Annotated in this window: 15 protein-coding genes and 1 riboswitch; of the genes, 6 read left to right on the top strand and 9 right to left on the bottom strand. The window is 47.8% G+C overall.

Annotated elements, in window-relative coordinates; genetic code table 11:
- Positions 1 to 30 precede the first annotated feature (30 nt).
- The 6 genes from cobU to HQQ92_RS03155 all read right to left on the bottom strand — a co-directional run bounded on the left by cobU (position 31) and on the right by HQQ92_RS03155 (position 6,082).
- The gene (cobU, locus tag HQQ92_RS03180; protein ID WP_173243072.1) at positions 31 to 657 is read right to left on the bottom strand and encodes a bifunctional adenosylcobinamide kinase/adenosylcobinamide-phosphate guanylyltransferase; all 627 of its coding nucleotides are present in this window, start codon (positions 655 to 657) and stop codon (positions 31 to 33) included.
- On the bottom strand, positions 654 to 1,442 hold the full coding sequence (locus HQQ92_RS03175; RefSeq protein WP_028759425.1) for an adenosylcobinamide-GDP ribazoletransferase: 789 nt from the start codon (positions 1,440 to 1,442) through the stop codon (positions 654 to 656). Before HQQ92_RS03175 ends, cobU begins: the two co-directional genes overlap by 4 nt.
- Before the next feature lie 106 nt (positions 1,443 to 1,548).
- Positions 1,549 to 2,631, bottom strand: a complete 1,083-nt coding sequence (gene cobT / locus HQQ92_RS03170; RefSeq protein ID WP_173243043.1) for a nicotinate-nucleotide--dimethylbenzimidazole phosphoribosyltransferase — start codon at positions 2,629 to 2,631, stop codon at positions 1,549 to 1,551.
- A 208-nt stretch (positions 2,632 to 2,839) separates the two neighbouring features.
- Positions 2,840 to 3,970 (bottom strand): iron ABC transporter permease, encoded by a 1,131-nt coding sequence (locus HQQ92_RS03165; RefSeq protein ID WP_173243041.1) that lies wholly within the window; start codon positions 3,968 to 3,970, stop codon positions 2,840 to 2,842.
- Positions 3,967 to 4,842, bottom strand: coding sequence for an ABC transporter ATP-binding protein (locus HQQ92_RS03160; RefSeq protein WP_173243038.1), 876 nt, complete (start codon positions 4,840 to 4,842; stop codon positions 3,967 to 3,969). The genes HQQ92_RS03165 and HQQ92_RS03160 overlap by 4 nt, the downstream gene beginning before the upstream one ends.
- 99 nt (positions 4,843 to 4,941) lie before the next feature.
- A riboswitch (cobalamin riboswitch) is annotated at positions 4,942 to 5,135 on the bottom strand.
- A gap of 221 nt (positions 5,136 to 5,356) precedes the next feature.
- The gene (locus HQQ92_RS03155) at positions 5,357 to 6,082 is read right to left on the bottom strand and encodes a histidine phosphatase family protein (protein ID WP_173243035.1); all 726 of its coding nucleotides are present in this window, start codon (positions 6,080 to 6,082) and stop codon (positions 5,357 to 5,359) included.
- Positions 6,083 to 6,351: 269 nt separating this feature from the next.
- Between HQQ92_RS03155 and metH the strand changes: the two genes are divergently transcribed.
- Complete coding sequence (gene metH / locus HQQ92_RS03150; protein WP_173243032.1) at positions 6,352 to 10,086, top strand: methionine synthase; 3,735 nt, start codon at positions 6,352 to 6,354, stop codon at positions 10,084 to 10,086.
- A gap of 859 nt (positions 10,087 to 10,945) precedes the next feature.
- Here metH and HQQ92_RS03145 read toward each other — a convergent pair.
- On the bottom strand, positions 10,946 to 11,377 hold the full coding sequence (locus HQQ92_RS03145) for a hypothetical protein (RefSeq protein ID WP_173243029.1): 432 nt from the start codon (positions 11,375 to 11,377) through the stop codon (positions 10,946 to 10,948).
- A 414-nt stretch (positions 11,378 to 11,791) separates the two neighbouring features.
- The gene (locus HQQ92_RS03140; protein WP_173243026.1) at positions 11,792 to 13,612 is read right to left on the bottom strand and encodes an ATP-dependent endonuclease; all 1,821 of its coding nucleotides are present in this window, start codon (positions 13,610 to 13,612) and stop codon (positions 11,792 to 11,794) included.
- 1,698 nt (positions 13,613 to 15,310) lie between these two features.
- Here HQQ92_RS03140 and HQQ92_RS03135 point away from each other — a divergent pair.
- Genes HQQ92_RS03135 through HQQ92_RS03125 form a run of 3 tightly spaced genes read left to right on the top strand, consistent with a single transcriptional unit; the run spans position 15,311 to position 20,027 of the window.
- Positions 15,311 to 18,208 carry a xanthine dehydrogenase family protein molybdopterin-binding subunit gene (locus tag HQQ92_RS03135; protein ID WP_173243023.1) on the top strand — a complete coding sequence of 966 codons (2,898 nt, stop codon included), beginning with the start codon at positions 15,311 to 15,313 and terminating at the stop codon, positions 18,206 to 18,208.
- Positions 18,205 to 18,738, top strand: a complete 534-nt coding sequence (locus HQQ92_RS03130) for a (2Fe-2S)-binding protein (RefSeq protein ID WP_006082848.1) — start codon at positions 18,205 to 18,207, stop codon at positions 18,736 to 18,738. Before HQQ92_RS03135 ends, HQQ92_RS03130 begins: the two co-directional genes overlap by 4 nt.
- Positions 18,738 to 20,027 (top strand): cytochrome c, encoded by a 1,290-nt coding sequence (locus HQQ92_RS03125; protein WP_173248562.1) that lies wholly within the window; start codon positions 18,738 to 18,740, stop codon positions 20,025 to 20,027. The genes HQQ92_RS03130 and HQQ92_RS03125 overlap by 1 nt, the downstream gene beginning before the upstream one ends.
- Before the next feature lie 175 nt (positions 20,028 to 20,202).
- Here the strand turns inward: HQQ92_RS03125 and HQQ92_RS03120 are convergent, their stop codons facing one another.
- A complete protein-coding gene (locus HQQ92_RS03120; protein WP_173243020.1) occupies positions 20,203 to 21,183 on the bottom strand; it encodes a dienelactone hydrolase family protein in 981 nt (326 codons plus the stop codon).
- A 225-nt stretch (positions 21,184 to 21,408) separates the two neighbouring features.
- On the opposite strand from HQQ92_RS03120, the gene HQQ92_RS03115 reads away from it, so the two are divergent.
- Together HQQ92_RS03115 and HQQ92_RS03110 are read left to right on the top strand one after the other, a co-directional pair.
- A complete protein-coding gene (locus HQQ92_RS03115) occupies positions 21,409 to 22,356 on the top strand; it encodes a LysR family transcriptional regulator (RefSeq protein ID WP_173243017.1) in 948 nt (315 codons plus the stop codon).
- A gap of 309 nt (positions 22,357 to 22,665) precedes the next feature.
- Positions 22,666 to 23,874, top strand: a complete 1,209-nt coding sequence (locus HQQ92_RS03110) for a NupC/NupG family nucleoside CNT transporter (protein ID WP_105251603.1) — start codon at positions 22,666 to 22,668, stop codon at positions 23,872 to 23,874.
- Positions 23,875 to 23,951: the final 77 nt, after the last annotated feature.

The raw sequence follows: 23,951 nt of genomic DNA, 5'->3' as shown, positions 1-23,951 counted from the left end.
TAAGCTTAAAACGTGGACTGAGCCCAAAGTCTAAAGTGGTTTCAATGCTAAGGGTAAACCAGCGACCACTAAGGTGACATTATCCGCTAAGGTCGCCACGGCTTGATTTAACCAGCCTGCTTCATCGACAAATTGTCGGCTCAACTCACCTAAGGGCACTATGCCAGAACCGACTTCGTTACTGATCAACACCACCACTCCCTCAAGCTCGACAAGGGAATCCACAAAAGCGGTTTTCTCGGCCTGCCAACTCGCATAAGCTTTATCGTCAGAGGTTGAAGTGGCAAAGGTGGAAACGGCAAAGTCAGTCGCATTCCACTCAGTCGGTGCGGGTTCATCATCGATGTTAACGTTCGATGCAAGTAATTGATTCGTTAACCAAAGGGTTAAACAGTCTACTAAAATCACTCGCCCAGGTTTTGCTAACTGTTTTAACAGTGCAGTGAGGGCGAGCGACTCTTCAAACAATTGCCATTCGATACCATCGTCCGATCGTCCCGCTTGATGCTTGGCGATACGTGTCGCCATTTCATCATCTAGCGCCTGCGCCGTCGCCACATAGCAGGCATCGAAGCCGAGCGCAGTGTACTGACGCACTAAGGCTTCGCCGTAGCGGCTCTTACCGCTACGGGCGCCGCCTAGGACGAGGTGGATCACAGTATGTTACCCACAACGAGCAATACAAAATAACACACGATTTCAGATATTTGCTGCGCCGCGCCTAAGGTATCACCCGTGTAACCGCCAATCTGGCGTCTAAAAATCACTATGATCAAACGGCGCAGTCCTATCATCACCAATAGCAATGACAATGCCGCTAACCCCTTGAGGAATAACAGCACTAATACGCCGCTGGCGATCAGGATAAGCAGCTCATTAATGCCTTGATGTTGCGATAGCGGCTTAGACTTACTGGTCTCGTCATCGCGGACATATTTTTCACTAAAGATGATACTGGCTGATACCACACGGCTCACTGTGTGCGCGACGATAAGTGCAGAACCCGCCACGACAGGATCGTACAGCGCCAACTCGACTAACAACTGCCATTTCAGCAGCAGGGCCAACATCAGCGCCAGTGCGCCATAACTGCCAAGGCGCGAGTCTTTCATGATCCGCAGCTTGTCTTCCGCCGTCCAACCCCCGCCAAAACCGTCGAAGGTATCGGCGAGGCCATCCTCATGAAATCCGCCCGTGAGCAAGACGCCAACCAACATAGCTAAAAGAACAGAAACGCCGGCGGGGAGCCAGTTCTGCGTCAGCCAAAACACTATGGCGCTTAACAAACCGACCAGAAGACCGACGAGACCGAAATAACGGCTGGCCTTATTCAACTTATCGCTATCGACTTCGACCCACTTAGGCATAGGAATGCGGGTAAAATAGCCCATGGCAACTAAAAATAAATCTATCTCTTTGTGCCAGCTTTCGCGTTCTGACATAAAGCATCCTTAGTGAATTCACACTTGCTGCAAGGTTTAAAATTAAAACGGTTGGCTAAAAGGCTATTATTTTAAATAAGTAAAATAAGCGACTTAGCAGAGCACATCATACAACAGCCTCAATCCCCGCATCACTAAAACTCGCCATTTGATTGTAAAAATTTACTGAGGCTTGAATAAGCGGCAACGCCAACGCCGCCCCCGTACCTTCGCCTAATCTCAGCCCTAGGGATAATAAAGGTTTAGCCTGCAAAAATTCTAACATTCGCAGATGACCTTGCTCATCGGATTGATGGGCAAAAATCAAATAATCACGCACATTGGGGGCGATTTGCACTGCGACTAATGCTGCCGCTGTCGCGATAAAACCGTCCACGACCACCAACATTTTACATTCAGCGGCAGCTAACATAGCTCCCGTCATCTGCACAATTTCAAAGCCTCCTAGGCAAGCTAACACTGACTTAGGTCCAGTTAAGGCGCTTTGATGCAGCAATAACGCGAGCTCAATCAGCATCAATTTACGTTCTAAGGTTTCGCTATTAATGCCAGTACCACGGCCGACACAATCAATCACATCCAACTGCATGATCGCCGCCATAATGGCCGCAGCAGAGGAGGTATTGCCTATGCCCATTTCGCCAAAGGCGACTAAGTTACAACCCGCTTGATGGTGACGCTCAATCAAATCGCGCGCCATAGCAAAGCCTTTATCGACGGTTTCCAATGTCATCGCGGGCTCTAAATGGATTGCCCCCGTTCCAGCGCCAAGACGTTGATCGATAATACCTTCAACCCCTTCAACTGGCGTTAACATACCGCAATCGATCACTTCGAGCTTAAAGCCCACCTGCCGACAAAAAACGTTAATCGCCGCGCCGCCATGGGCAAAGTTTTGCACCATTTGGTGAGTCACTTCGCTAGGGGCAATCGACACGCCTTCTGCGGCAATGCCATGATCCCCCGCAAACACTAACATGGTTGGATGGACTATTTTGAGCACATCCGTTTGTGGCTGCTCCGTTTGTTGTAAATCAGTCGCTTGCACGCGGGCAATCTGCAAGGCTAAGGATTCGAGCTGACCTAAGGCGCCGGGCGGCTTAGTCTTAAGATCAATTTTCTGCTGAATCACCAGATCCTGCGCTTTACTCACAGGGCTTATTTGAAAAGATACGGCTGACTGAGACATCCACACTCCACTTTGTAATCTACATTAAATAACCACAACGCATCCCGCGTCTATGACGAACATGTCCAATTGTGCATTTCCAATCGCGGGTGGGATATCAACAGAAATACTGATTATCCCGTCAGTCGGCACTTACGACATGACTCTAGGATGACGACTTAACTCTGGGTTTACGTCCTGACTAGGTGCCTACGGCATGACCTTGTATTTACGGCATGACTCTACGCTTACGCAAAATCAGCAAAAAGAACATGCTACCTATGGCGGCCGTGATAATACCCACGGGCAACTCTTGATTACCCAATAAACAGCGCGCTAATACATCAATCCACACCATAAATAATCCGCCCACCAGCGCCGTTAATAAAATCGGCTGACGACCGGGAAACAGCATGCGCACTGTGTGGGGGATCATTAACCCGACAAAACCGATACCGCCACAGGTAGCCACCAAAATAGCGGTAATCAAGGAGCAGAGCAGCAACATATTGAGCCGCAGCTTAGGCACATTCACCCCTAAGGTATGCGCCGTTTCATCCCCCGCCTGCAACGCCATGATCTGCCGTTTCATGCCTAAAATAATGAATAAACTCGCACCAATCACCAGTGTCGGCAGTACTAACAAGGACCAACTGGCCTTTGCAAAACTGCCTAAACTCCAAAACAGCACAGAGGCTGTCGCCTGCGGACTGGCGAAATACAGCAGCAGACTCGTTAATGCGCCGAACATAAAGGAGGTCGCCACACCAGAGAGCAGCATGCGCTCCACTTGACTATTAAGCCCTAAGCCTGACAAAGCAAGCACTATCAACACCGACAAACTCGCACCAATAAAAGCGCCCAAGGGCAAGCTAAACCAAAGTAATCCAGACAAGGCACCCGAACCGCTAAAAAGCCCAGAATGTACCGCCATGCCCGCATTATCAAAAAATCCAGAGCCAGTGAATAAGGTCAACATCACCACAGCGCCAAAGGACGCGCCAGAACTAATGCCAAACAAATAGGGATCGGCGAGCGGATTGCGAGTCACGGTTTGCAACACACTGCCCGCCAGTGACAAACCCGCACCCGCCACAAAAGCCAGTAAAATGCGCGGTAGCCTGAGCTCCATCACAATGCGCTCAGTCATGCCATTGGCTTGAGTGAGGTTCGTCGCCTTATTGATAAACACTTGAATAACATCCGTAAAACTGATGTTTGCCGCACCAAAACTCGTTGCGGCAATAGGCGTTATCAAAGTGATGATACCTAATACGAGCAGCATCAGTTGTTGTCTCGTCAACGGTGTCACGATACGCCCCAAATATGAGATGAAATATTGTTTACCCCCCTGAGTCATCCACCTTCGCCTCGCTCGTTCAGGCCATGATCTACATGGTGGTAACCATAAAAATAGCTGATTAAGGGCTTTTTATGTTGTGGATGGGGCGATACCTGAGCACACACGCCAAACACATCGCCAATTCGCGCCTCGGTTAATACTTCGGTTGGCGTCCCCATAGCGCTGACTTCCCCGTTATGGATCAACAACAAACTGTCGCACAGGGCACTGGCTAAATTAAGATCATGAATAGAGGCAATCACGCTGATGCCAAGACTACGCACCAATTCGAGGATTTGAATTTGATAGCGCACATCGAGGTGGTTAGTTGGCTCATCGAGGATTAAAAGCTGCGGCTGCTGCACTATGGCGCGGGCAATCAAGGCGCGTTGCTTTTCACCGCCGGATAAGTGTTCATATTGTTGGTGCATCTTATGGCTCAAGCCGACTTTCTCTAAAGCCTTAGCAATACGTTCAATATCACAGCTCGAATTGGTATCGAACATGCCCTTGTGGGGCGTTAAGCCCATGCTGACCAATTGCTCTGTGGTGAGGTCAAAATAGTGCGGTGTATCCTGCTGCACTACGGCGACGCGACAGGCAAACGCCTTGGGCGACAAGCGCTCAATATCTTGATCAAAAAGGGTAATTTTGCCCTGAGTCGGGCGAACAAACCGATACAAACAGCGCAATAAGCTAGACTTGCCCGCACCGTTAGGGCCAATCAGCCCCAGCATCTGCCCCGTTGGCAGCGTAAAGTTAATATCGGAAAGTATGGTTTTGCCATCGATACACCAGCTCAACTGGCTCACATTGAGCGCGACTGACGGGCTCAATGACGGGTTAGTGTCATTCACGGGGCTGTTAGTTTGGATTGCGGAAAGTTTCACCTAAGCGGCGCTCCTATCGAGTCCAAACCTGTATAAAAAAAGGTTGTGCACATTGTCATCTGCTCCCTCGAGTCACCCGCTCGAGAACTAAGGCTGCACGCAGCGATAACAGAAATAGGCAGGTCTCCTGACTTGTAGAAAAGAAGGAGCTAGGCTCTAGAATCTAGGTGCTTCTTTAAACTACTCACAGTTGCGGGCACAGTTCGGGCTGACTGACGAGCAGCTCCCCGATTCCCTATTATGTTTGGGTTGATATGCTCTTTGTTAACAACGCCACTGTGAATTAAAACAACGGAGCGATTCGAACAAAGAGAGTCTATTCCCAACACCTATTTCTGCGACGTTATCACTCATTGCGCATGTAATACGCTATCTCGTTCAAACGTCAGGGAAAAGCATTATCCTACATCTATCCCATTAGGCAATGCTGTTTAAATCAGAATATTTTCATATCAGCTTATTCTCGCCAAACGATCACGCCTACACCATAGCGCCTAGGTCGTGAAATAAGGCCTCAACACCTGCGCCCACTCGGCCAATCTAAACGCCAATAGCAGGCACCCTGTTCATCTTGCAGCACATTAATCCTCACCACGGCCGCCACGGGTAAATCGAGTTGACTATAAAACCCCACCGCCCGTTCAACCCCTAAGGCACGCGCCATTAAGTGACGGATCACCCCGCCGTGGGTCACGACCCAGACTTGAGTGGCAGGCATATTATCAGCGGTTTCATTAATGGCACTGTTTTCATTACCCATTTTATGTGAGTCAAGGGTCAATCGTTCAAACTCGGCGGCGAGTATCTGGTCAATCGTCCCATTCACCCGCGACTCAAAACTTGCCATAGTTTCACCATTAGGCGGCGGAGTTTGCCAAGGGTTTTGCCAATACGCCGCTAAGCGTTCGCCCTCTTGTTGATACAGTTCATCGAGCCGGCAACCGTCCCAATCACCAAAATCAATTTCCTGTAAACCCGACAAAAACTGCGCCTGTAATGGCCTTGACTCAGATATCAGTGCCGCCGTCGAATGCAGCTCGGCGGCAAAAGCGTGGGCAAAATCGGCGCAGCGGCGTGAAGTCGAGCTATAGATCGCGCTACACACGCTGGCCTGTGACTCAACTGCTGCCGACATTTGTTGCCAACCCTTTTTGCTTAAAGGCACATCCACACGACCCCGTAAAATAGCGCCGCCTTCACACTCACCGTGGCGCAACAATAACAATCGAACTTGTTTCATATATGCCTTTTTAGTTAGGGACTAGATGCTAGGAACTCAAGCCGAGGGCCTAAATTCTTGATTCTCGATTCTCGCTCCTAATGCCTTTGACTTTCATCTTGCCCTGACAATCATAAGTCGCGTATTATGGACGTCTATACGTTTAAATGTCCAAAACAAATTTTTAAGAACAAGTATTCAAAAAATGTCGGCTGACGACAATAAAATGCAATTAGCATAACAATGGTCGATTTTTGGACTTAACTTAGCTGTATTTAAGGTAATTATTTATGACGATACCCTCAACCAAAGCCAGCCAAATATTAGCAGACATTCGCAAACAGCTTGCAGAGCGCATTCTGATCTTAGACGGTGCCATGGGCACTATGATCCAAGGCTACAAGCTGGAAGAAGAGGACTATCGCAGCGAACGTTTTAAAGATTGGCATACAGATGTCAAAGGTAACAACGACCTCTTGGTCTTGTCGCAACCCCACATCATCAAACAAATTCACACCGACTACTTAAAGGCCGGTGCCGACATCATTGAAACCAACACCTTTAACGCCACCACCATCGCCATGGCCGACTACGACATGCAGTCGCTGTCCGCCGAAATTAACTTAGTCGGCGCGCGCCTCGCCCGTGAAGCCTGTGATGAAGCCTTTGCTGCCACAGGCATTCCACGCTACGTCGCCGGTGTGTTAGGCCCCACTAACCGTACGTGTTCGATTAGCCCTGATGTGAACGACCCAGGCTACCGCAACGTCAGCTTCGATGAGTTAGTGACTGCTTACAAAGAATCTACTAAGGCGCTGATTGAAGGCGGCGCGGATATCATTATGGTCGAGACCATATTCGATACCTTAAACGCCAAAGCCGCGCTATTTGCGATTGAATCCGTATTCGATGACTTATTCGGTCAGCATTCTAAAGACAGATTGCCGATCATGATTTCGGGCACCATTACCGATGCCTCTGGCCGCACACTGACTGGCCAAACGACCGAAGCCTTTTACAATTCCCTTCGCCATATCAAGCCCTTATCTATCGGTTTAAACTGTGCACTTGGGCCAAAAGAATTGCGCCCCTATGTGGAAGAATTATCCCGCATCAGTGAGTGTTATGTGTCGGCGCATCCGAATGCAGGCCTGCCGAACGAGTTTGGCGGTTACGATGAAACCCCAGAGGACATGGCGAACGTGATCGAAGATTGGGCGCGCGAAGGCATGCTCAATATTATCGGGGGTTGCTGTGGTAGTACGCCTGAACATATCCGCGTGATCCGCGAAGCGGTGAGCCGTCACGATCCACGTATTTTGCCAGACATTCCGGTAGCTTGCCGCTTAGCCGGTTTGGAACCACTGACTATCGACGCCCAATCCCTGTTCGTTAACGTGGGTGAGCGCACCAACGTCACAGGCTCGGCTAAGTTTTTAAAGCTGATCAAAGAAGGCAAGTTTGAGCAAGCGCTTGATGTGGCTCGCGAGCAGGTCGAAAGCGGCGCACAGATCATCGACATCAACATGGACGAAGGCATGCTCGATGGCGCCGAGATCATGCACAAGTTTTTAAACTTGATTGCCTCTGAGCCCGACATCAGCCGCGTACCTATTATGATCGACTCCTCTAAATGGGAAGTGATCGAAGCTGGCCTCAAATGTATTCAAGGCAAGGGCATAGTTAACTCTATTTCCCTCAAAGAAGGCGAAGCCAAGTTTATCGAGCAAGCCACCTTAGTGAAACGCTACGGCGCGGCGGCCATTATCATGGCATTCGACGAGCAAGGTCAGGCCGACACTAAGGCGCGTAAAATCGAAATCTGTACCCGCGCCTATCGGGTGTTGGTCGATAAGGTCGGCTTTCCGCCCGAAGACATCATCTTCGACCCGAATATTTTCGCCATCGCCACAGGTATCGATGAACACGACAACTATGCCGTCGATTTTATTGATGCCATTAAAGCGATTAAAACCACCCTGCCCCACGCAATGATTTCGGGCGGCGTGTCGAACGTGTCGTTCTCATTCCGCGGTAACAACCCAGTGCGCGAAGCAATTCACGCCGTTTTCCTGTACCACGCCATCAAAGTCGGCATGGATATGGGCATTGTCAACGCGGGCCAGTTAGCCATTTACGACGATATCGATCCTGAGCTTAAAGTGCGCGTCGAAAACGTAGTGCTTAACTTGCCCTGCCCAGTTGAAGGCTCAAGCAATACCGAGCAGTTACTTGAAATTGCAGAGAAATTCCGCGGTGATGGCGCGCAGGTGGGTAAAAAAGAAGATTTAGAATGGCGCAGCTGGCCGGTGAGCCAACGCTTATCCCATGCGCTAGTGAAAGGCATTACCGAATTTATTGATGAAGATACCGAAGCCGCTCGCCAAGAAGCGAAACGTCCACTGGATGTGATTGAAGGCGCCTTGATGGACGGCATGAACGTGGTCGGCGACTTGTTCGGCTCAGGCAAGATGTTCCTGCCGCAGGTGGTGAAATCGGCGCGGGTGATGAAAAAAGCCGTGGCTTACTTAAACCCCTATATCGAGCTTGAAAAGGTCGAAGGCCAATCTAATGGCAAGATTTTGATGGTGACGGTAAAAGGCGACGTGCACGATATCGGCAAAAATATCGTCGGCGTAGTGCTCGCCTGTAACGGTTTTGAGGTATTCGATTTAGGTGTGATGGTCTCGGTGGAGCGAATTCTCGACGCCGTGAAAGAACACAATATCGATATCATCGGCATGTCGGGGCTCATCACGCCGAGTCTGGACGAGATGGTGCATAACGTGAAAACCTTCCACCGTGAAGGCTTAACCATTCCGGCGATCATCGGCGGCGCCACTTGCTCTAAAATCCACACAGCGGTGAAAATTGCGCCCCATTATCCCCATGGCGCTATCTATATCGCCGATGCGTCCCGCGCCGTGCCTATGGTGAGTAAGCTCATCAACAACGAGACACGCCAAGCGACCATAGACGAAACCTATGCTGAATACGACGACATGCGCACTAAACGTTTATCCCAAGCCAAGCGCAAAGAGATAGTGTCACTCGAAGCGGCCCGTGAAAACCGCTGCCAACACGATTGGGCCAACTACACCCCGTTTACGCCAAACGTGCTCGGTCGCCAAGTATTTGATAATTATCCGTTAGAAGATTTAGTCGAGCGTATCGACTGGACACCGTTTTTCCGCTCGTGGGAATTGCACGGCCATTACCCTGAAATCCTCACCGATAAAGTGGTCGGTGAAGAAGCGCAAAAGCTATTCGCCGATGGTCAGGCCATGCTCAAACAAATCATCGAAGAAAAATGGCTCACGGCGAAAGCGGTTATCGGCTTATTCCCAGCCAATACCGTGAATTACGACGATATCGAGCTGTATACCGATGAGTCGCGCACCACAGTCGAAATGACCACACATCACCTGCGGATGCAGCTTGAACGTGTCGGCAACGACAACTTCTGCCTATCCGATTTTGTTGCGCCAAAAGACTCAGGCGTCGCCGATTACATGGGCGGCTTTGCGGTGACCACAGGCCAAGGCATCGACGAACATGTGGCGCGTTTTGAAGCCAACCATGACGACTACAACGCCATCATGCTCAAATGCTTAGCCGACCGTTTGGCCGAAGCCTTTGCCGAGCGGATGCACGAACGGGTACGTAAAGAGTTTTGGGGTTATGCGGCCGACGAGCAGTTAAGCAACGAAGCCTTAATCCGCGAGAAATACAAAGGCATACGCCCCGCACCGGGCTACCCAGCTTGCCCAGACCACACAGAAAAAGGCTTGTTATGGGACTTGCTCAAGCCCGATGAGACTATTAACTTGAACATCACCGAAAGCTACGCCATGTTCCCCACAGCGGCAGTATCGGGCTGGTATTTCGCCCACCCGAAATCCCGCTACTTTGGCGTGAGTAACATAGGCCGCGATCAAGTGGAAGATTATGCGAAACGCAAAGGGATGAGCATTGCGGAAACGGAGAAGTGGCTGGCGCCAGTACTTGACTATGATCCCGAGTGATTGGGATCTGCAATCACCCGCAGGGCTTAAACTTTCAAACTTCGTTTGAATTAAGCGTTAAAGTCGTGGGGCTTCACCCCACACCCGACCAAGGAGGACTGCTCGTCCTATCCTCCTTGGATTCTCCAAGACGCCCCTAGCGAAGTTACATGCATTAGTTACCTGTCTCATACTCCAATAAAAATCGCCTAACGGCTCAGATGGCACATCCATGTGCCCCCGAGCCTGCGCCATCATCCATGATGTCGCCACGGCATTTTTATCTGCGTATTTCGACAACTTCGCAGGGGATCGGTAAACTTCTGTGGCATTTAGAGTTAACTTTTCGCATTGAAAGAGTTATGCCAACTCCACACGCCTTATTGTCCTCAACTTACCAATTTATATAGTAGACTCAAGCTTATTATTGATACTTTTATAAACTAAATATAAGTGTATCAACTCAACCAAAGCGAAATTAACTATTACGACGGTGAAATATTGTAGATCACCCATAGACCATAAGTTAAATAAAAAGAAAACTTCTAGATATCGAAACTTAGACCACCTAAAGTAATTTGACGGATAATCTTTACCTATAAGCATAGGTAACACTTTAAAATTAAAAGTGACTGCAATAGCAATATATACACAAAGCATGCTAAGTAACGAAAATAATAACTTGAAGCTAAAAATATTCATCTGCATAAAAATCGATTCAGACTTAAATTCAACTATAAAATCAACTGCAAGGCCGATAACAAGTGTCAAAGCAAGCACTATGCTCATACCCAAAAAACTAATTTTTTTCATAAAACTCTTAAATCATCCCTAAAATAAATCAATAAACACAGTCAGCGAAACATCTTGAAAGTGAAAATTAACCCAATAAATTCAACCCATTATACTTTTTCATAAGTATATTAAAAACAAAGAACAAGGTCAGAAACATGAGTGTTTTTACAAAGATATCGATAAAACGTAATGGACTCATCCCGCCAGCTAATAACACATCGAAAACAGGCATTAATGGCAGCACAACAAATGTAAAAAATGAAGTACCTAACACAGAGTAAATAAAATACCTTGGATACCCAACTCGATTAATAATCAAAGCACATGCTAAAGAAAATATGATCATCAGTGGAAGATGTATCCAAAAGCAAAATACAACCATCCCCAAGTTTTCACTTAACGCTTTTACATTGAAAGATAACAGTAAATCCCACCACCATTTGCTATCGACAGACAACCCACTTCCATGCATAAATATCGACACAGCTATGCCGAAGATAATCACTAAAAACTTCAATTTACCTCCAATAAATCTGCTCTGTTTCGAGCTATTGCAAACTTTATCTTTTGAAATAAATAACAAAATAAAAATTATAGAATTCCATCCCACATCAGGGCAAGAAGGGGATCAACAGCAATCCCCCCTCTTGCATCTCCCCTAGCGAAGTTACATGTATTGATGACCTATCTCATACTCCAAAAAATCGCCTAACGGCTCAGATGGCCATCAATGTGCCCCGGGAGTCTGCGCCATAATCCATGATGTCAGCACAACATTTTTATCTCCGCATTTCGACAACTTCGCAAGGGATGGTTGCAGTCTGCGGTCTTGTAATTAACTCTTCACAATAAAGATTTATGTCTGCTCTTTTTATTTCTAGTATGAATGCAGCTCCAAAATCATGTTGATTACATTACACTATCCATATCATTATTTTGCAAATGCAAATGTCACGATCTCTTTCAAAGTCGCTTTACACCTTTCCGTCAGCTCAACTTTTCCATCAATATAATCTCGAACACGTTTCCATGAGTTATATGGCTTATCAGTAGATTTAGCTTTTTCACCCTCGACTTGATCCCATAAAACATGTTCAAAAGTATCATCAACTATGAAAACGCTATTAGCATTTGCGACAGACGCAATCTTTGCATTAGCTTTAAATGGATGAATTGCTGCTTTCTCTAACAACTCAGCATCTGTAAGGTTTTTGCGATCAGCATCGTGAATCACTCTATAATCTATTTGCAATGCATTCAATATCTTAACCAAGGCAGTAATTGTCCATTTTCCGCCAGCTGATATAACGGTAGTGTCCTTATCAAGGCTATTTTGAACACCTAGCATCTCTGCAAGTTCAGAAATCATGCTGAATACTGCGACTTCAGTGTCCCCCTCCACAATTACAACTCTTTTTGCAAATAAGCTTTCACAAACAGTTGGATGAAAGTCTAACGCAGCCCTCAATATATCTCTTTCATTGTACTCATCAGTAATTTCAAAAATAGTCGAGGATACTTGGTGCACAACTCGAGCATTTCCTGCATTTTTCTTTATGAGTTTCAATGATTCGGGTTTGTCAGCAATATTAATCAAAAAAGGTGAATGCGTTGAACAAATAACCTGCCACTTAGATGACTCTGAACGCGTTTGTAGAGTATTCTTAAGTCTACGCATTAAGTGAGGATGAATATATAACTCTGGTTCTTCATATAGAACCACAACTGTTCTCTGCTCTCCTTGAACAGATGACTCAACCTCAGCATTAGCCTCTAGCATTGCAAATGCTAAAGCTCTCTGCACACCACTTCCTTGATACTGCAGACTTGTCTCTATTTCATCATCAATTAAAAAAGTTGCAGCTTTCATAAACAAAGGTTCAACATCTATATCACCAACAGCAAGTTTAACCTTTGAGTCAAAATCTAATATCTGATTGAGTGTTTTTGACACTTCACCAAGAGCCTCCGCCAATCCCTCAATTATTGAACCATCTCCAGCTTTCCCCTTTAATTTATCTTGCAGTTCCGTAGCTTTTTCAATATATGCTGAATAGCTTTTATCTCCTTTAACTTTCGGAAAAAGCTTATTAGTAAATAGGAACGAGAAAGGACTATTATTTGTAGCTTTCAACTCATCTTCTATTTTAAAACTTGCTGGAACATACATCACGTGAGGTACTGCTTGCTGTAAGGAATTAGCAAATTTTTTAACATGCCAATCTTCAGACGATACTATTAATTCAGGTGAGTTTTCGACAACGTAAGCCACCAAATCAGCTTGTCTTTCGTTGTATTCATCAGCTTTTGTAATACCTAGTTCTTTTAAAATTGGTTTGCATATGTCGTCAACTTTAGCCTTAGAATGGCTCAGATCTGACCAAGGGTACTGCGTTTCAACGCAGTACACCGAATATTCATAAGAATAATCGGTTTGTTCAGTGTTCCACCACGCTGACATTTTTACTTTTAAACAGTCTTCATGTAACAGAGTTGAAATCGCTGACTTTCTTTTCTCCCAATCTTCGAGGTCTCCAAATTCACAGATAATGTCCATAACTTCTCCTGACGATTGCTGAGCAGGCCAGTCTTCTAGTTTTGGCTTTTTATTATCTAAAACTAAATGTATCGCATTGAGAATAGTAGATTTACCAATATTATTTGGCCCAACAAGTGTGGTGAAGTTTTCAAGGTTAATCTCGGCAAATCCAATACCACGAAAATTGTTAATTACTAGTTTTTTTAATTTCATTTTATTACCTACCAATGTACAAAAAGTGCATGGATCCAAACCGCCGAGTGTTTTCTATATAAGACGAAGTCATAAGTCTCACGCCGCGTTAGGCTAGCTTTCGAGGGGAAGCGATACCTCATAGAAGCCGGAGTAAAAAGGGCTTTTAACTCCGTTAGGCTTCATGGTGGATATAAGGAGGATAAGACGGCCAATCCTCCTTACTTACTGCATTGTGGGACAACAACCTTAATCCACATCAGCCACTAGGCCGCATCGCAGAAAAATTGTTAACAGAAAATGCTTACATCAGTTTTTACAGCCATTTTTATCGCAAGTTATTCGCTCAGCTGATTGAGTCCAATGATCAGCATTTTTTTTTAGTATCAGTGCCACAGCCTGTACTTCCGCCTTTAGTCCCTTTGTGAACAACGCCTGTAGGTGTATGTTTTACGGTCATAATAAATTCCTTTTACTAGTTTATGGATTATCTTTTCGCCGGGATCTCACCGGTTCATCAGCAGGCTTAGCCTGTAAGATATTTTCGATTCCTTTTTGAGTTTTACAAAAGACTTCAAACTCAAAATAAACTCCAACTATAAAATGCCACCCATCCCCTCGGAGTTGCCGCAGGGCGAATAGGCAAATTGCGTGAGTCTCGCCATGGATGGCGAGCTAGCTTTCGCAGGTGCAGGGACGCATCCTTCGGAAGCGATAGCAAATTTGGCAATGAGCACAAGGGGCTTTCAACTCCGTTAGGGGCGTCTTGGAGCATCCAAGGAGGATAGGACGAGCAGTCCTCCTTGGTCGGGTGTGGGTTGAAGACCCACGACCTTGATTCACCTCGGCCGCTAGGCCGCAAAACTGCCAGTTCACTACTTTGTGAAACGACAAATTGTGAACCGACAAAGCTTCCCCATTGCTACCGCACTTAGCCAACACCTGTCAGCCAAGCCATCAATCAAAACAAGGTTGCACCAACTCAAAACGTTCACTGCTGAACATTGAGCAAAATGCCAATAAGCACTATGGCAACAAGCATAAGTGCCAAAGCATATTCACCAATTTGCAGGAGGAGTTGGGTATCTAAGAAAGAGAAAAGACACATCGTCCTGATGCAAGTGACTCGAATCACGGGTACGCGATTAAAGCTCATCCTTGTTAAAAACCTAAGATAGCGACATAGCGTACACTTGTCTATAACTTTAGCATTACAAATCAAGTGATTAAGCAAGCACTGATTTAACAATGTCGATATGAATACATGTGACTAAACCAATCGCCATCAAATAACACTATCTCTTGATCTTGCAGTGACATGAAGTCTCGCGGTGTCAGGCGGTTTGGTTTTGGCAAGCGAGCCAATTTCGACATGCGAATAAGCCCCAATTGAGCTCATTGCTCAAGGGCTCGAACAAAGAGCACTGAGCAAAATTCAGCCATAACGTAACTGAGTTGAATCACAGTGCGAACATCACTGCAGAAGCCTGATAACACGGGTTTTACACTCTGATTTAGCTTGGTCAAAACTGCAACGATTAACCGCCTAAATTTGCATTTTCGGCCCTACATGCTAACGTGGCTAATGTAAATTTACATTCAGTGTTTATCAAAGCTATGTCGCAACAATCAATAAAAAGTCGATCGACAACAAGCTTATATCGGGCGATACCATGCAGCGCGGCTGATATTACACGGAAGCACAACTGAGGTTGAGATATGGAACCATCTAATACGTCACGCCGGACCTTTATTAAGCAATGTGTGATTGGCGGGGTTGCCGTATATTCGGCCCCTTTGTTGTGGGAAATGAGTCGCGCTAATGCGGCGATTGTCTCACCTGAACTGGCAGCCCAATGGCAAACTCAGGTTAATGGTCAATCCAAACCTAAGTTTCGTAATGACGGCATAGCTAAGGTCACAGGCCAAAAGGTCTATGGCCGTGATTACCGCGCTATGGACATGGAGGGCTGGCCCAAGCAGCAAGGTTACGCTTTTATCCTTCGCGCCGCCGATGCCTCCCATGTTTATCAAGGCTTTTCCCTCGACCACCTGCCCGCGTCGGCTAAGCCCTATAAAGTGATCACCGCAGCCGATCTGGCCCGTGATAAAATCAAGCTGCCCGATTTTTACGGTGACAACATGTTACTGGCCGAGGGGCAAACCGCCGACTACTTAGGTCATGCGGTGGCGATATTGTTGTTCGACAGTTTCCCCGCCTTTAAGCAAGCTAAGTCCTTGCTGCAATTTGACCAGACCTTACTGCGCTTTGGTGAGCAAACGCCGTTTGTATCGGACACCAAAGACCCGTACGCCAGCTGGCGCCTTATTCGAGTGGAAGGTGAAAATGGCGCACGGGAAGATTTATATAGCCCGCTCCACGATGGGCTATTTTTCCCCAGCGTAAAAGATCGCAAACCAGAATGGTTAGGCAATCCGAATGCCAAAGGGACAGTGTCTGAGCGCGGGCTTTATTATGCGGGTGAGATAGATAAGCAGATTGCTAGCGCCCAAGCCAATCAACAATGGCAAGTGCTAGAGCGGGAATATCGCACCCAGATCATCGATCCTATGATGATGGAACCCGAAGCCTTTAACGGCTGGTATGATGCGGCTAGCCAAACATTCCATACTGTGATTACCTCGCAGTCGCCGCAGGACTTTCAAGAGATGGCAGTGCACATGCTGTTATCTAGCCCACTGGCAGGCAAGGTAAAACATCTGGTGGTGCATTCGCCTTATATCGGCGGTGGATTTGGCGCGAAAGACCATTCGATATTTCCTTATTACGGCGTGATCGCGGCCGTTTATGCCAAAGGGCCAATCCGACTCGCCAATGACAGATTCGAACAATTCCAGTCTGGCCTTAAGCGTCATCCGTTCATCATGAAAAGCCGCTTAGCGGTGGATAAATCGACCTTAAAAATCCAAGCCTTAACTTCGCAGATGACAGTCGATGGCGGCGGACGAGTCAACTTTACCCCGTCTGTGACCTCAGTTGGCGCGACAGCGATGCAAAGCATTTATTACACGCCGCGCAACGATATTATCGCCACCGCCTATGCGTCGCGTAACCCAGATGCGGGTTCGATGCGCGGTTATGGCACGCTGCAATCGATGACGGCGATGGAATGCATGATCCATGAGATCGCCGACGAGCTAAAGGTTGATCCCTTTAAACTGCGCGCCGCCAACGTGATGGAATCCGGCCAGCGCAACACTCAAGGCGCGATTCCTAACGGTACTTTACGTTACCGCGAAATGCTCGAGATGGCCGAGCAAGCTCCCGTGTGGCAAAACCGCGCGGTGAATAAAAAGGACTATGAGGCCAAACATCCGGGGATGCGTTACGGCGTCGGTTTTGGTATCGCCACCAAAGATTATGGTACGGGCGCAGCAGCACCAAGTGCGGCGGTTCGCCTAGCTAAAGACGGAAAAATCACCCTAGAAATCGGCTTTATCGAAATGGGCACAGGCACGCAAACCTCCCAAGCCGTTGTGATCAGCGATGCCCTTGGCAACTTTGCCGATGAGGTAAAACTCGCCGAAGTGGATATTTGGGATGCGATGCAATTAGTGCAAACCGATAATCCTTATATTATTTCGCAGCAACGCCAAGATGAAATGGCGGCCAATCCACGCTGGACACCGGTTAAAGCCATGGCATCGTCGGCGTCTATGTCGGCCTATTACCAAAGCCATGTTACCCGCATCGCCGCCGATATTATCTATCGCCACGGCCTATGGCCTGCGGCGGTATCAATTTGGAACGAGTTGTATTTTAATACGCCAATGGGGTCGACTAATTTGCATAACTCACGGGATGGTCGCTGGGTCGATGGCAAGCTAACTGCCTTGGGCTTTCCGCCACTTTCTATCGATATTCTCGCTAAACGCGCCCACGATATGGGTTTAGTGGTCGGCGTGATGGGCCATGCCTTTAATCGCTGGGCTTGGGCCGAAGCCGATTTCGACATTCTTGGCACTAAAGAGCGTTTAGCACTCGATGCGCTGGCGCTGCAATACGGCGAAGGCAATGCGACGTTTGCGGCCACCTCCGACACGACTATGAGTATCAAAGCGCGCCAAGCCAGCATGAAGTCTAACGGCTATCACTTGATCGATCGTCAAGCCATGAGTTATCCCAAGGCCGAACTGAACAATGCCATGGTGACTTACTACGCCCCCTGCGCCACTTTGGTTGAAGTGGCCGTAAACGAAGGCAATGGCGAAGTCACGCTGCTGAGTTCTCATACTTGGTTAGAAGCGGGCAAAGTGATTGTTAAAGAATTAGTCGAAGGGCAAATTCAAGGTGGTCTTGCGATGGGGATTGGCCATGCACTGCATGAAGGCTTACCGCCATTTGAAGCAGGCGCTGGCAATGGTACCTGGAACCTCAATCGCTATCAGGTGCCGTTAGCGCGGCATGTGGGCGTGTGGGATCAACGTCATACCATATTGCCGCAGTTATCTGATAACGATCCTAGCCGTGGTATCGCCGAAGTCGTGATGATCCCTGTGGTCGCGGCGCTGATTGAAGCCGTGTATCAAGCGACCCATGTCCGCTTTTACGATTTACCTATGACAGCGAAAAAAATTAAGGAGGCCATGGCATGAGCCAGTCTATTAAACTGACCATTAATAACCAAGCCGTAGGCCCGATTGAAGTCGCCGATGGTGTGATGATGATTGAGTTTCTACACGAATACTTAAACCTCACAGGCACTAAGTTTGGTTGTGGCGCAGGCGTATGCCACGCCTGTACAGTGATCGTCGACGACGAGCAAGGCATGAGCGAAGTGGTGCGTACCTGCATCAATGGTGTAGAGCGTTTCAATGGTAAACGCGTCCGCACTGTTGAAGGTCATGCTAGACAAAACTCCCTTGGCGAAATCACCGCCCTAAGCCCAGTACAAGAGGCTTTTTTGGAGCATTTTTCGTTTCAATGTGGCTGGTGTACCTCAGGCTTTGTCAACGAATCGACCGCGCTGCTTGAGCGATTAGAGCGACAACCTATCGCTAAAGATCAAGTTGAAAAAGTCGTTGAAGATGCTTTGAGTGAACACGTATGTCGCTGTACTGGCTACGTAAAATACTATGCGGCGGTCAAAGATCTGATCCTCAAAACTAAGGGGCTAACCCTGTGATGACATCAGCCAATCTGCGCTATTTCCAGCGCAATTTCTCGTACATTAGTAGGATAAAAAATCTGTTGAGTCACAATCTACTCCTGAGTTTAGGGCTAGGTTTGCTCGCCTGTTCCAGCAGCGTTGCCGATGAAGGTGGCAATACAAATAACGACATCGCACGCGGCGCGTATCTGATGAAGATAGGCGACTGTGTTGCCTGCCATACTGCGGTGGGTGGGCGCGAACTCGCGGGCGGTTTGCCGTTCGAAACGCCCTTTGGCGCTGTGTACTCAACCAATATCACCTCAGATAAAGAAACCGGGATTGGCAAATACAGTTACGAGGAGTTTTTTGATGCCATGCACCACGGTGTTGGCGTCAACGGCAACCTTTATCCTGCTATGCCTTACACTTCCTACAGTTTGCTCACGGACGCAGACACTCAGGCGATTTATGCCTATTTGATGAGTACTAAACCCATCAAACAAGCCAATCGCGACAATGATGTTTACTTTCCGTTTAACCTGCGTTTTGGCTTAAAAGCTTGGAACTTAGTCGCACACGATGCTAAGGAATTTACCCCGAGCAAGGAAAAAAGCGAACATTGGAACCGCGGCAATTACTTAGTCAATGCCCTAGGGCACTGCGGTGAATGCCACACCCCAAGAGACACGCTGTTTGCCATGGAGCAGGACAAGCACTTTGAGGGCGCGATTATCGAAGGGCTAGAAGCATCGGACATTCGCCCCGCTGAGCTTAACAGACAGAACTGGACCCATGAGGATCTTAAATCACTGTTTACGCAAGGCTATTCCCGCAAAGGTACTGTCTTTGGCGGCATGTATCCCGTGGTGTATCACAGCTTTAGCCACTTAACCGATGATGATATGCGCGCGGTAAGCAGTTATCTGCTCGATAACGACGATGATCTTAAACCGGATCCGCTCACCTTTAACGGCCATAAACCTGAACTGCCAGGCTATACGCTCTACAAAGGTTACTGCGCCGGTTGCCATGGTCAAAATGGTGAAGGTCGTCCTAATGTCGCCCCTGCGATGGCAGGAAACGCCACCTTAGATAAAGCGAGTCCACACAATATCGTCGCCGTGATACTAAAAGGTATTCAGAGCCAGCATTACAACGCCACCACCAGCTTTTATGCTATGCCGGGATATGCTGATGAGTTAAGCGACGAGCAGATTAAAGACTTAGCCAATTACCTAAGACTCACCTGGAGCACACAAGCTGGTAATCTCGATGTGAAAACCATCCAAAGCTTAAAAGAAGTGATCCTCGAGCACGACTAACCCACATAGATATGTGGGAGATTTAAGATAAAAACCGCATAGGTATGTGGGAGATTTAAGATAAAAGCCGACGCTAGCGTCGGCTTTTGCTTGAATGATATAGAGTGCGAGAATCGGTCACTCATCGACTTAATCAAAGTAAGCGGGATCAGAGTAAGCGGAGCTTCACTTTCACTTAGCCACGCAGTCGAGTATCGAAGAAGGCTAAGCTGCGCGCCCAAGCGAGTTCGGCGGTGGCTTTATCGTATCGGCCAGTGGAGTCGTTATGGAAACCGTGATTCACATTCGGGTAAAGATAAGCGACATAATCGGCTTTGTTGGCTTTTAGCTGAGTTTCGTACTCGGCCCAAGTGTCGTTTACCCGCTGATCGAGCCCAGCAAACTGCAACATTAGCGGTCCCTTTACTCGGCTACGCAGTTCCGCAGCGGCTGGCGTGCCATAGAAAGGTACACCAGCATTAAGCTCATCGGGAATCGTGGCGGCCAGCATATTGACGATATAACCGCCAAAACAAAACCCCACGGCACCGAGTTTGCCATTGCTTTGAGGATGGGATTTTAAAAACTGCGCAGCGGCAATAAAGTCTTGCTCGATTTTGGCTCTGTCTAAACTGCTTTGCATGGCGCGGCCCGCATCATCATTGCCCGGATAACCACCTAGGGAATAAAGTGCATCGGGGGCGAAGGCGATATACCCCTGCGCGGCTAATCGGCGAGCCACATCTTCGATATAGGGATTAAGGCCACGATTTTCGTGCACCACTAATACCACAGCGGCTTTTTTACTGAGATCTAAGGTTTTCGGCTCACCTGCGGCACTGCCCGCGAGCAATAACTCATCGGGCATGACTAAGTAGCCGCGCCCTTCACCGTAACCATTTGGCGAGGGAAACTTAACATAGCTGGCTTGAATACTGGGATCGTTAAAGGAGACTTGCTCGGCGAGGGCATAGTTCGGCAAGAGTGCGCCCGTGAGCATCGTCATGGTAAAACCTAGCGCCACCAATCCTGCGAGCCGCCCCATAAACTCACGGCGATCGATAATGCCATGGGCATATTCGTCATACCAGTCAAAGGCTTCCTGCGGTATCGGTTGTACTTTCTGGGCATGTATCTGACTTGTTTCTGCTAAGGCTTGCTTGTCTTGTTGTGTCATCGTTATTCCTCCATTGAACAAGCTAACCACAGGTAACACGTCTTCCCTAGCTTGTGGGTGTTAAGATTTAACTCAAGAGTAAAGTAAGAATCGCACTTAGGGCAACTGACTTTAACGTTTGCCGTTTGGTAAGTTTGTTTTGAAATAGCACACGATCGGCACAAACGGCTGTCGGTTAGGGCAAGGCTAGCTTAAAATAGCGATTTAGATTCTAGAGGGCCTAGCGTGATACAACATAGAGCTAGCCAGATGGTGATATTCCACACTCTGGTGACCAGTGGTAGTTTTACCCAAGCGGCGGCCAAGTTAAAAACCTCGACTTCCTATGTCAGCAAGCAGCTGGGCGCACTGGAAGCCGAGCTGAACTTGCTGTTAGTCCAGCGCACTACTCGCACCTTAGTGCTAACCGACGCGGGCCAACAGTTTGCCCATTACTGTGAGCAAGTGTTTGAAGCGACGCAAAATGCCGATGCGATTATGCTGGATGCCCGCGATGACATTAGCGGTACGATTCGTCTCGGTTCCTCCCAGTCCTTTGGCACCTTACACATTATCCCCGCGCTGGAAGTGTTGCAGCAAAAATACCCCGAATTGCGATTTGAGCTAAGCCTGTTCGACCATAAAGCCGACATGCTAGAAGAAGGCCTGGATCTGTGGATCACTAACCATGAACAGCTGAACGATGGTTATATCGCCCAGCACCTCGCCGAGACTAACTTTGTGGTGGTCGCCTCTCCCGATTATTTACTCAAGCATGGCGTGCCACACCATCCACAGGCGTTAGCGCAACATAATTGCGTTATCTATCAAAGCAAGAGCCGTAATTATGATCGCTGGAGTTTTGCTAAGGATGACCTAGAACAAACCGTGCATGTGGCGGGAAATTACCGTGTCGATTTAGCAGAAGCCGTGCGCAATGCGGTGATTGCAGGGCGCGGCATAGGCTATGTTGCAACGTATTTACTCAGTGATGAGTTTCAAAGCGGAAAACTGATCCAGCTCTTACCCGATTGGAAACCACTGCAACAGATGCCCGTCTATGTGGTTTACCCAAGGCGGCGCCATTTACCGACTAAGTACAAGGTGATAATCGAGTGTTTAAAGTCCCATATCGGCCACCCGCCCTACTGGGATAAAAAGCTCAAACCTTGGTTAGGTAAGACAGTCACTTAAACTGCAGCCACTTAAGCTACAGTAACTTAAACTGCAGTCACATAAGCTGCATTTCAAACCAGCACTGACTACTGCACCAGCCTAAAGTCGTCTGTGGCGTGATTTCGATTATTGCCACAGACACAAATATTATTTCCTCTGGGCAACAGTAGCTAAAATAGCTTTTATTCTCCTGCATAAACAGCAACTTAAACTGTTGTTATTTTCGACTATTTTATCGTAACAGCCCAGTAACGCCCTCGACTTGCCCTTACTGCGACTCGGCCTACAATGCGCGGCTTCTTCCTTAACTCAAAAGAATAACCCCTTATGACCGCGATATTAGGCATGATTAGTATCTTGTTTTTTGCTTGGTTACTGTCAGTGAACCGCAAGAACATTCCCTACCGCACTGTGATTTTAGCCCTAGGCCTACAAATTATATTTGCCCTGTTAGTGCTCTACGTCCCTGCGGGTAAGGCCGTATTGCAGTCTGTTACGGCGGGCGTGTCGAGCGTGATAGCCTACGGCAACGAAGGGATTGGTTTCCTGTTTGGCGATCTCGCCACGGGTAAAGTCGGCTTCGTATTTGCGATCAATGTGTTAGGTATCATCATCTTCTTCTCGGCGCTGATTTCAGCCCTGTACCATATTGGGTTAATGCCTAAGGTGATCAACATTATTGGTGGTGGTCTGCAGCGTTTATTGGGCACGGGCCGCGCCGAGTCTTTATCTGCTACGGCGAATATCTTCGTCGGCATGATTGAAGCGCCGCTGGTGATCAAACCTTATTTAAAGCACATGAGCGATTCGCAATTCTTCGCGGTCATGAGCTGTGGTTTAGCCTCAGTCGCGGGCGGTACCTTAGTGGGATATGCCGCTTTAGGTGTCGATCTTAACTATCTGATTGCCGCCGCCTTTATGTCGGCACCTGCGGGTCTGTTGATGGCTAAAATCCTCATGCCGCCTAGCGACAATGACAAAAATAGTGCCGATGAAATCACCTCTGTCGAATTGCCACGCGCCACCAATGTGGTTGAAGCCTTAGCCGATGGTGCTATGTCTGGCATGCGGATTTCTGTCGGGATTGGCGCCACTCTACTGGCCTTTGTCAGTGTTATCGCCCTACTGAATGGCATGTTAGGCGCTGTGGGGGAATGGTTCGGTTACCAGTTAAGCTTCGAATTTTTACTCGGTTATCTGTTCGCCCCTATGGCGTGGCTGCTGGGTATTCCTTGGCATGAGGCCATTACTGCAGGCTCACTCATTGGCCAAAAAATCGTGGTGAATGAATTTGTGGCCTTTATTCAGTTAATGAAAGTCGAAGACCAACTGAGCGCCCATTCTCAGGCCGTTGTGACTTTCGCCCTGTGTGGTTTTGCGAACATTTCAACCATGGCAATTTTGATCGGTGGACTGGGTAGCATGGTGCCAGAGCGCCGCGAATTTATCGCCCGTAATGGTTTTCGCGCCATTGCCGCTGGCGTATTCGCTAACCTCATGAGTGCGGCAATTGCCAGCGTGATCCTCTCGCTGTAATCCATCAGCTTGGGCTTTTTTAGGCACTCATCTCACCATTGAGTTAGCCACTCTCGCGCAGCAAAACCGCGATCAAC

Source organism: Shewanella sp. DC2-4, from assembly GCF_013248875.1.
GTDB classification, from domain to species: domain Bacteria; phylum Pseudomonadota; class Gammaproteobacteria; order Enterobacterales; family Shewanellaceae; genus Shewanella; species Shewanella oncorhynchi.
This window is presented reverse-complemented; position numbering and strand designations above follow the sequence as displayed.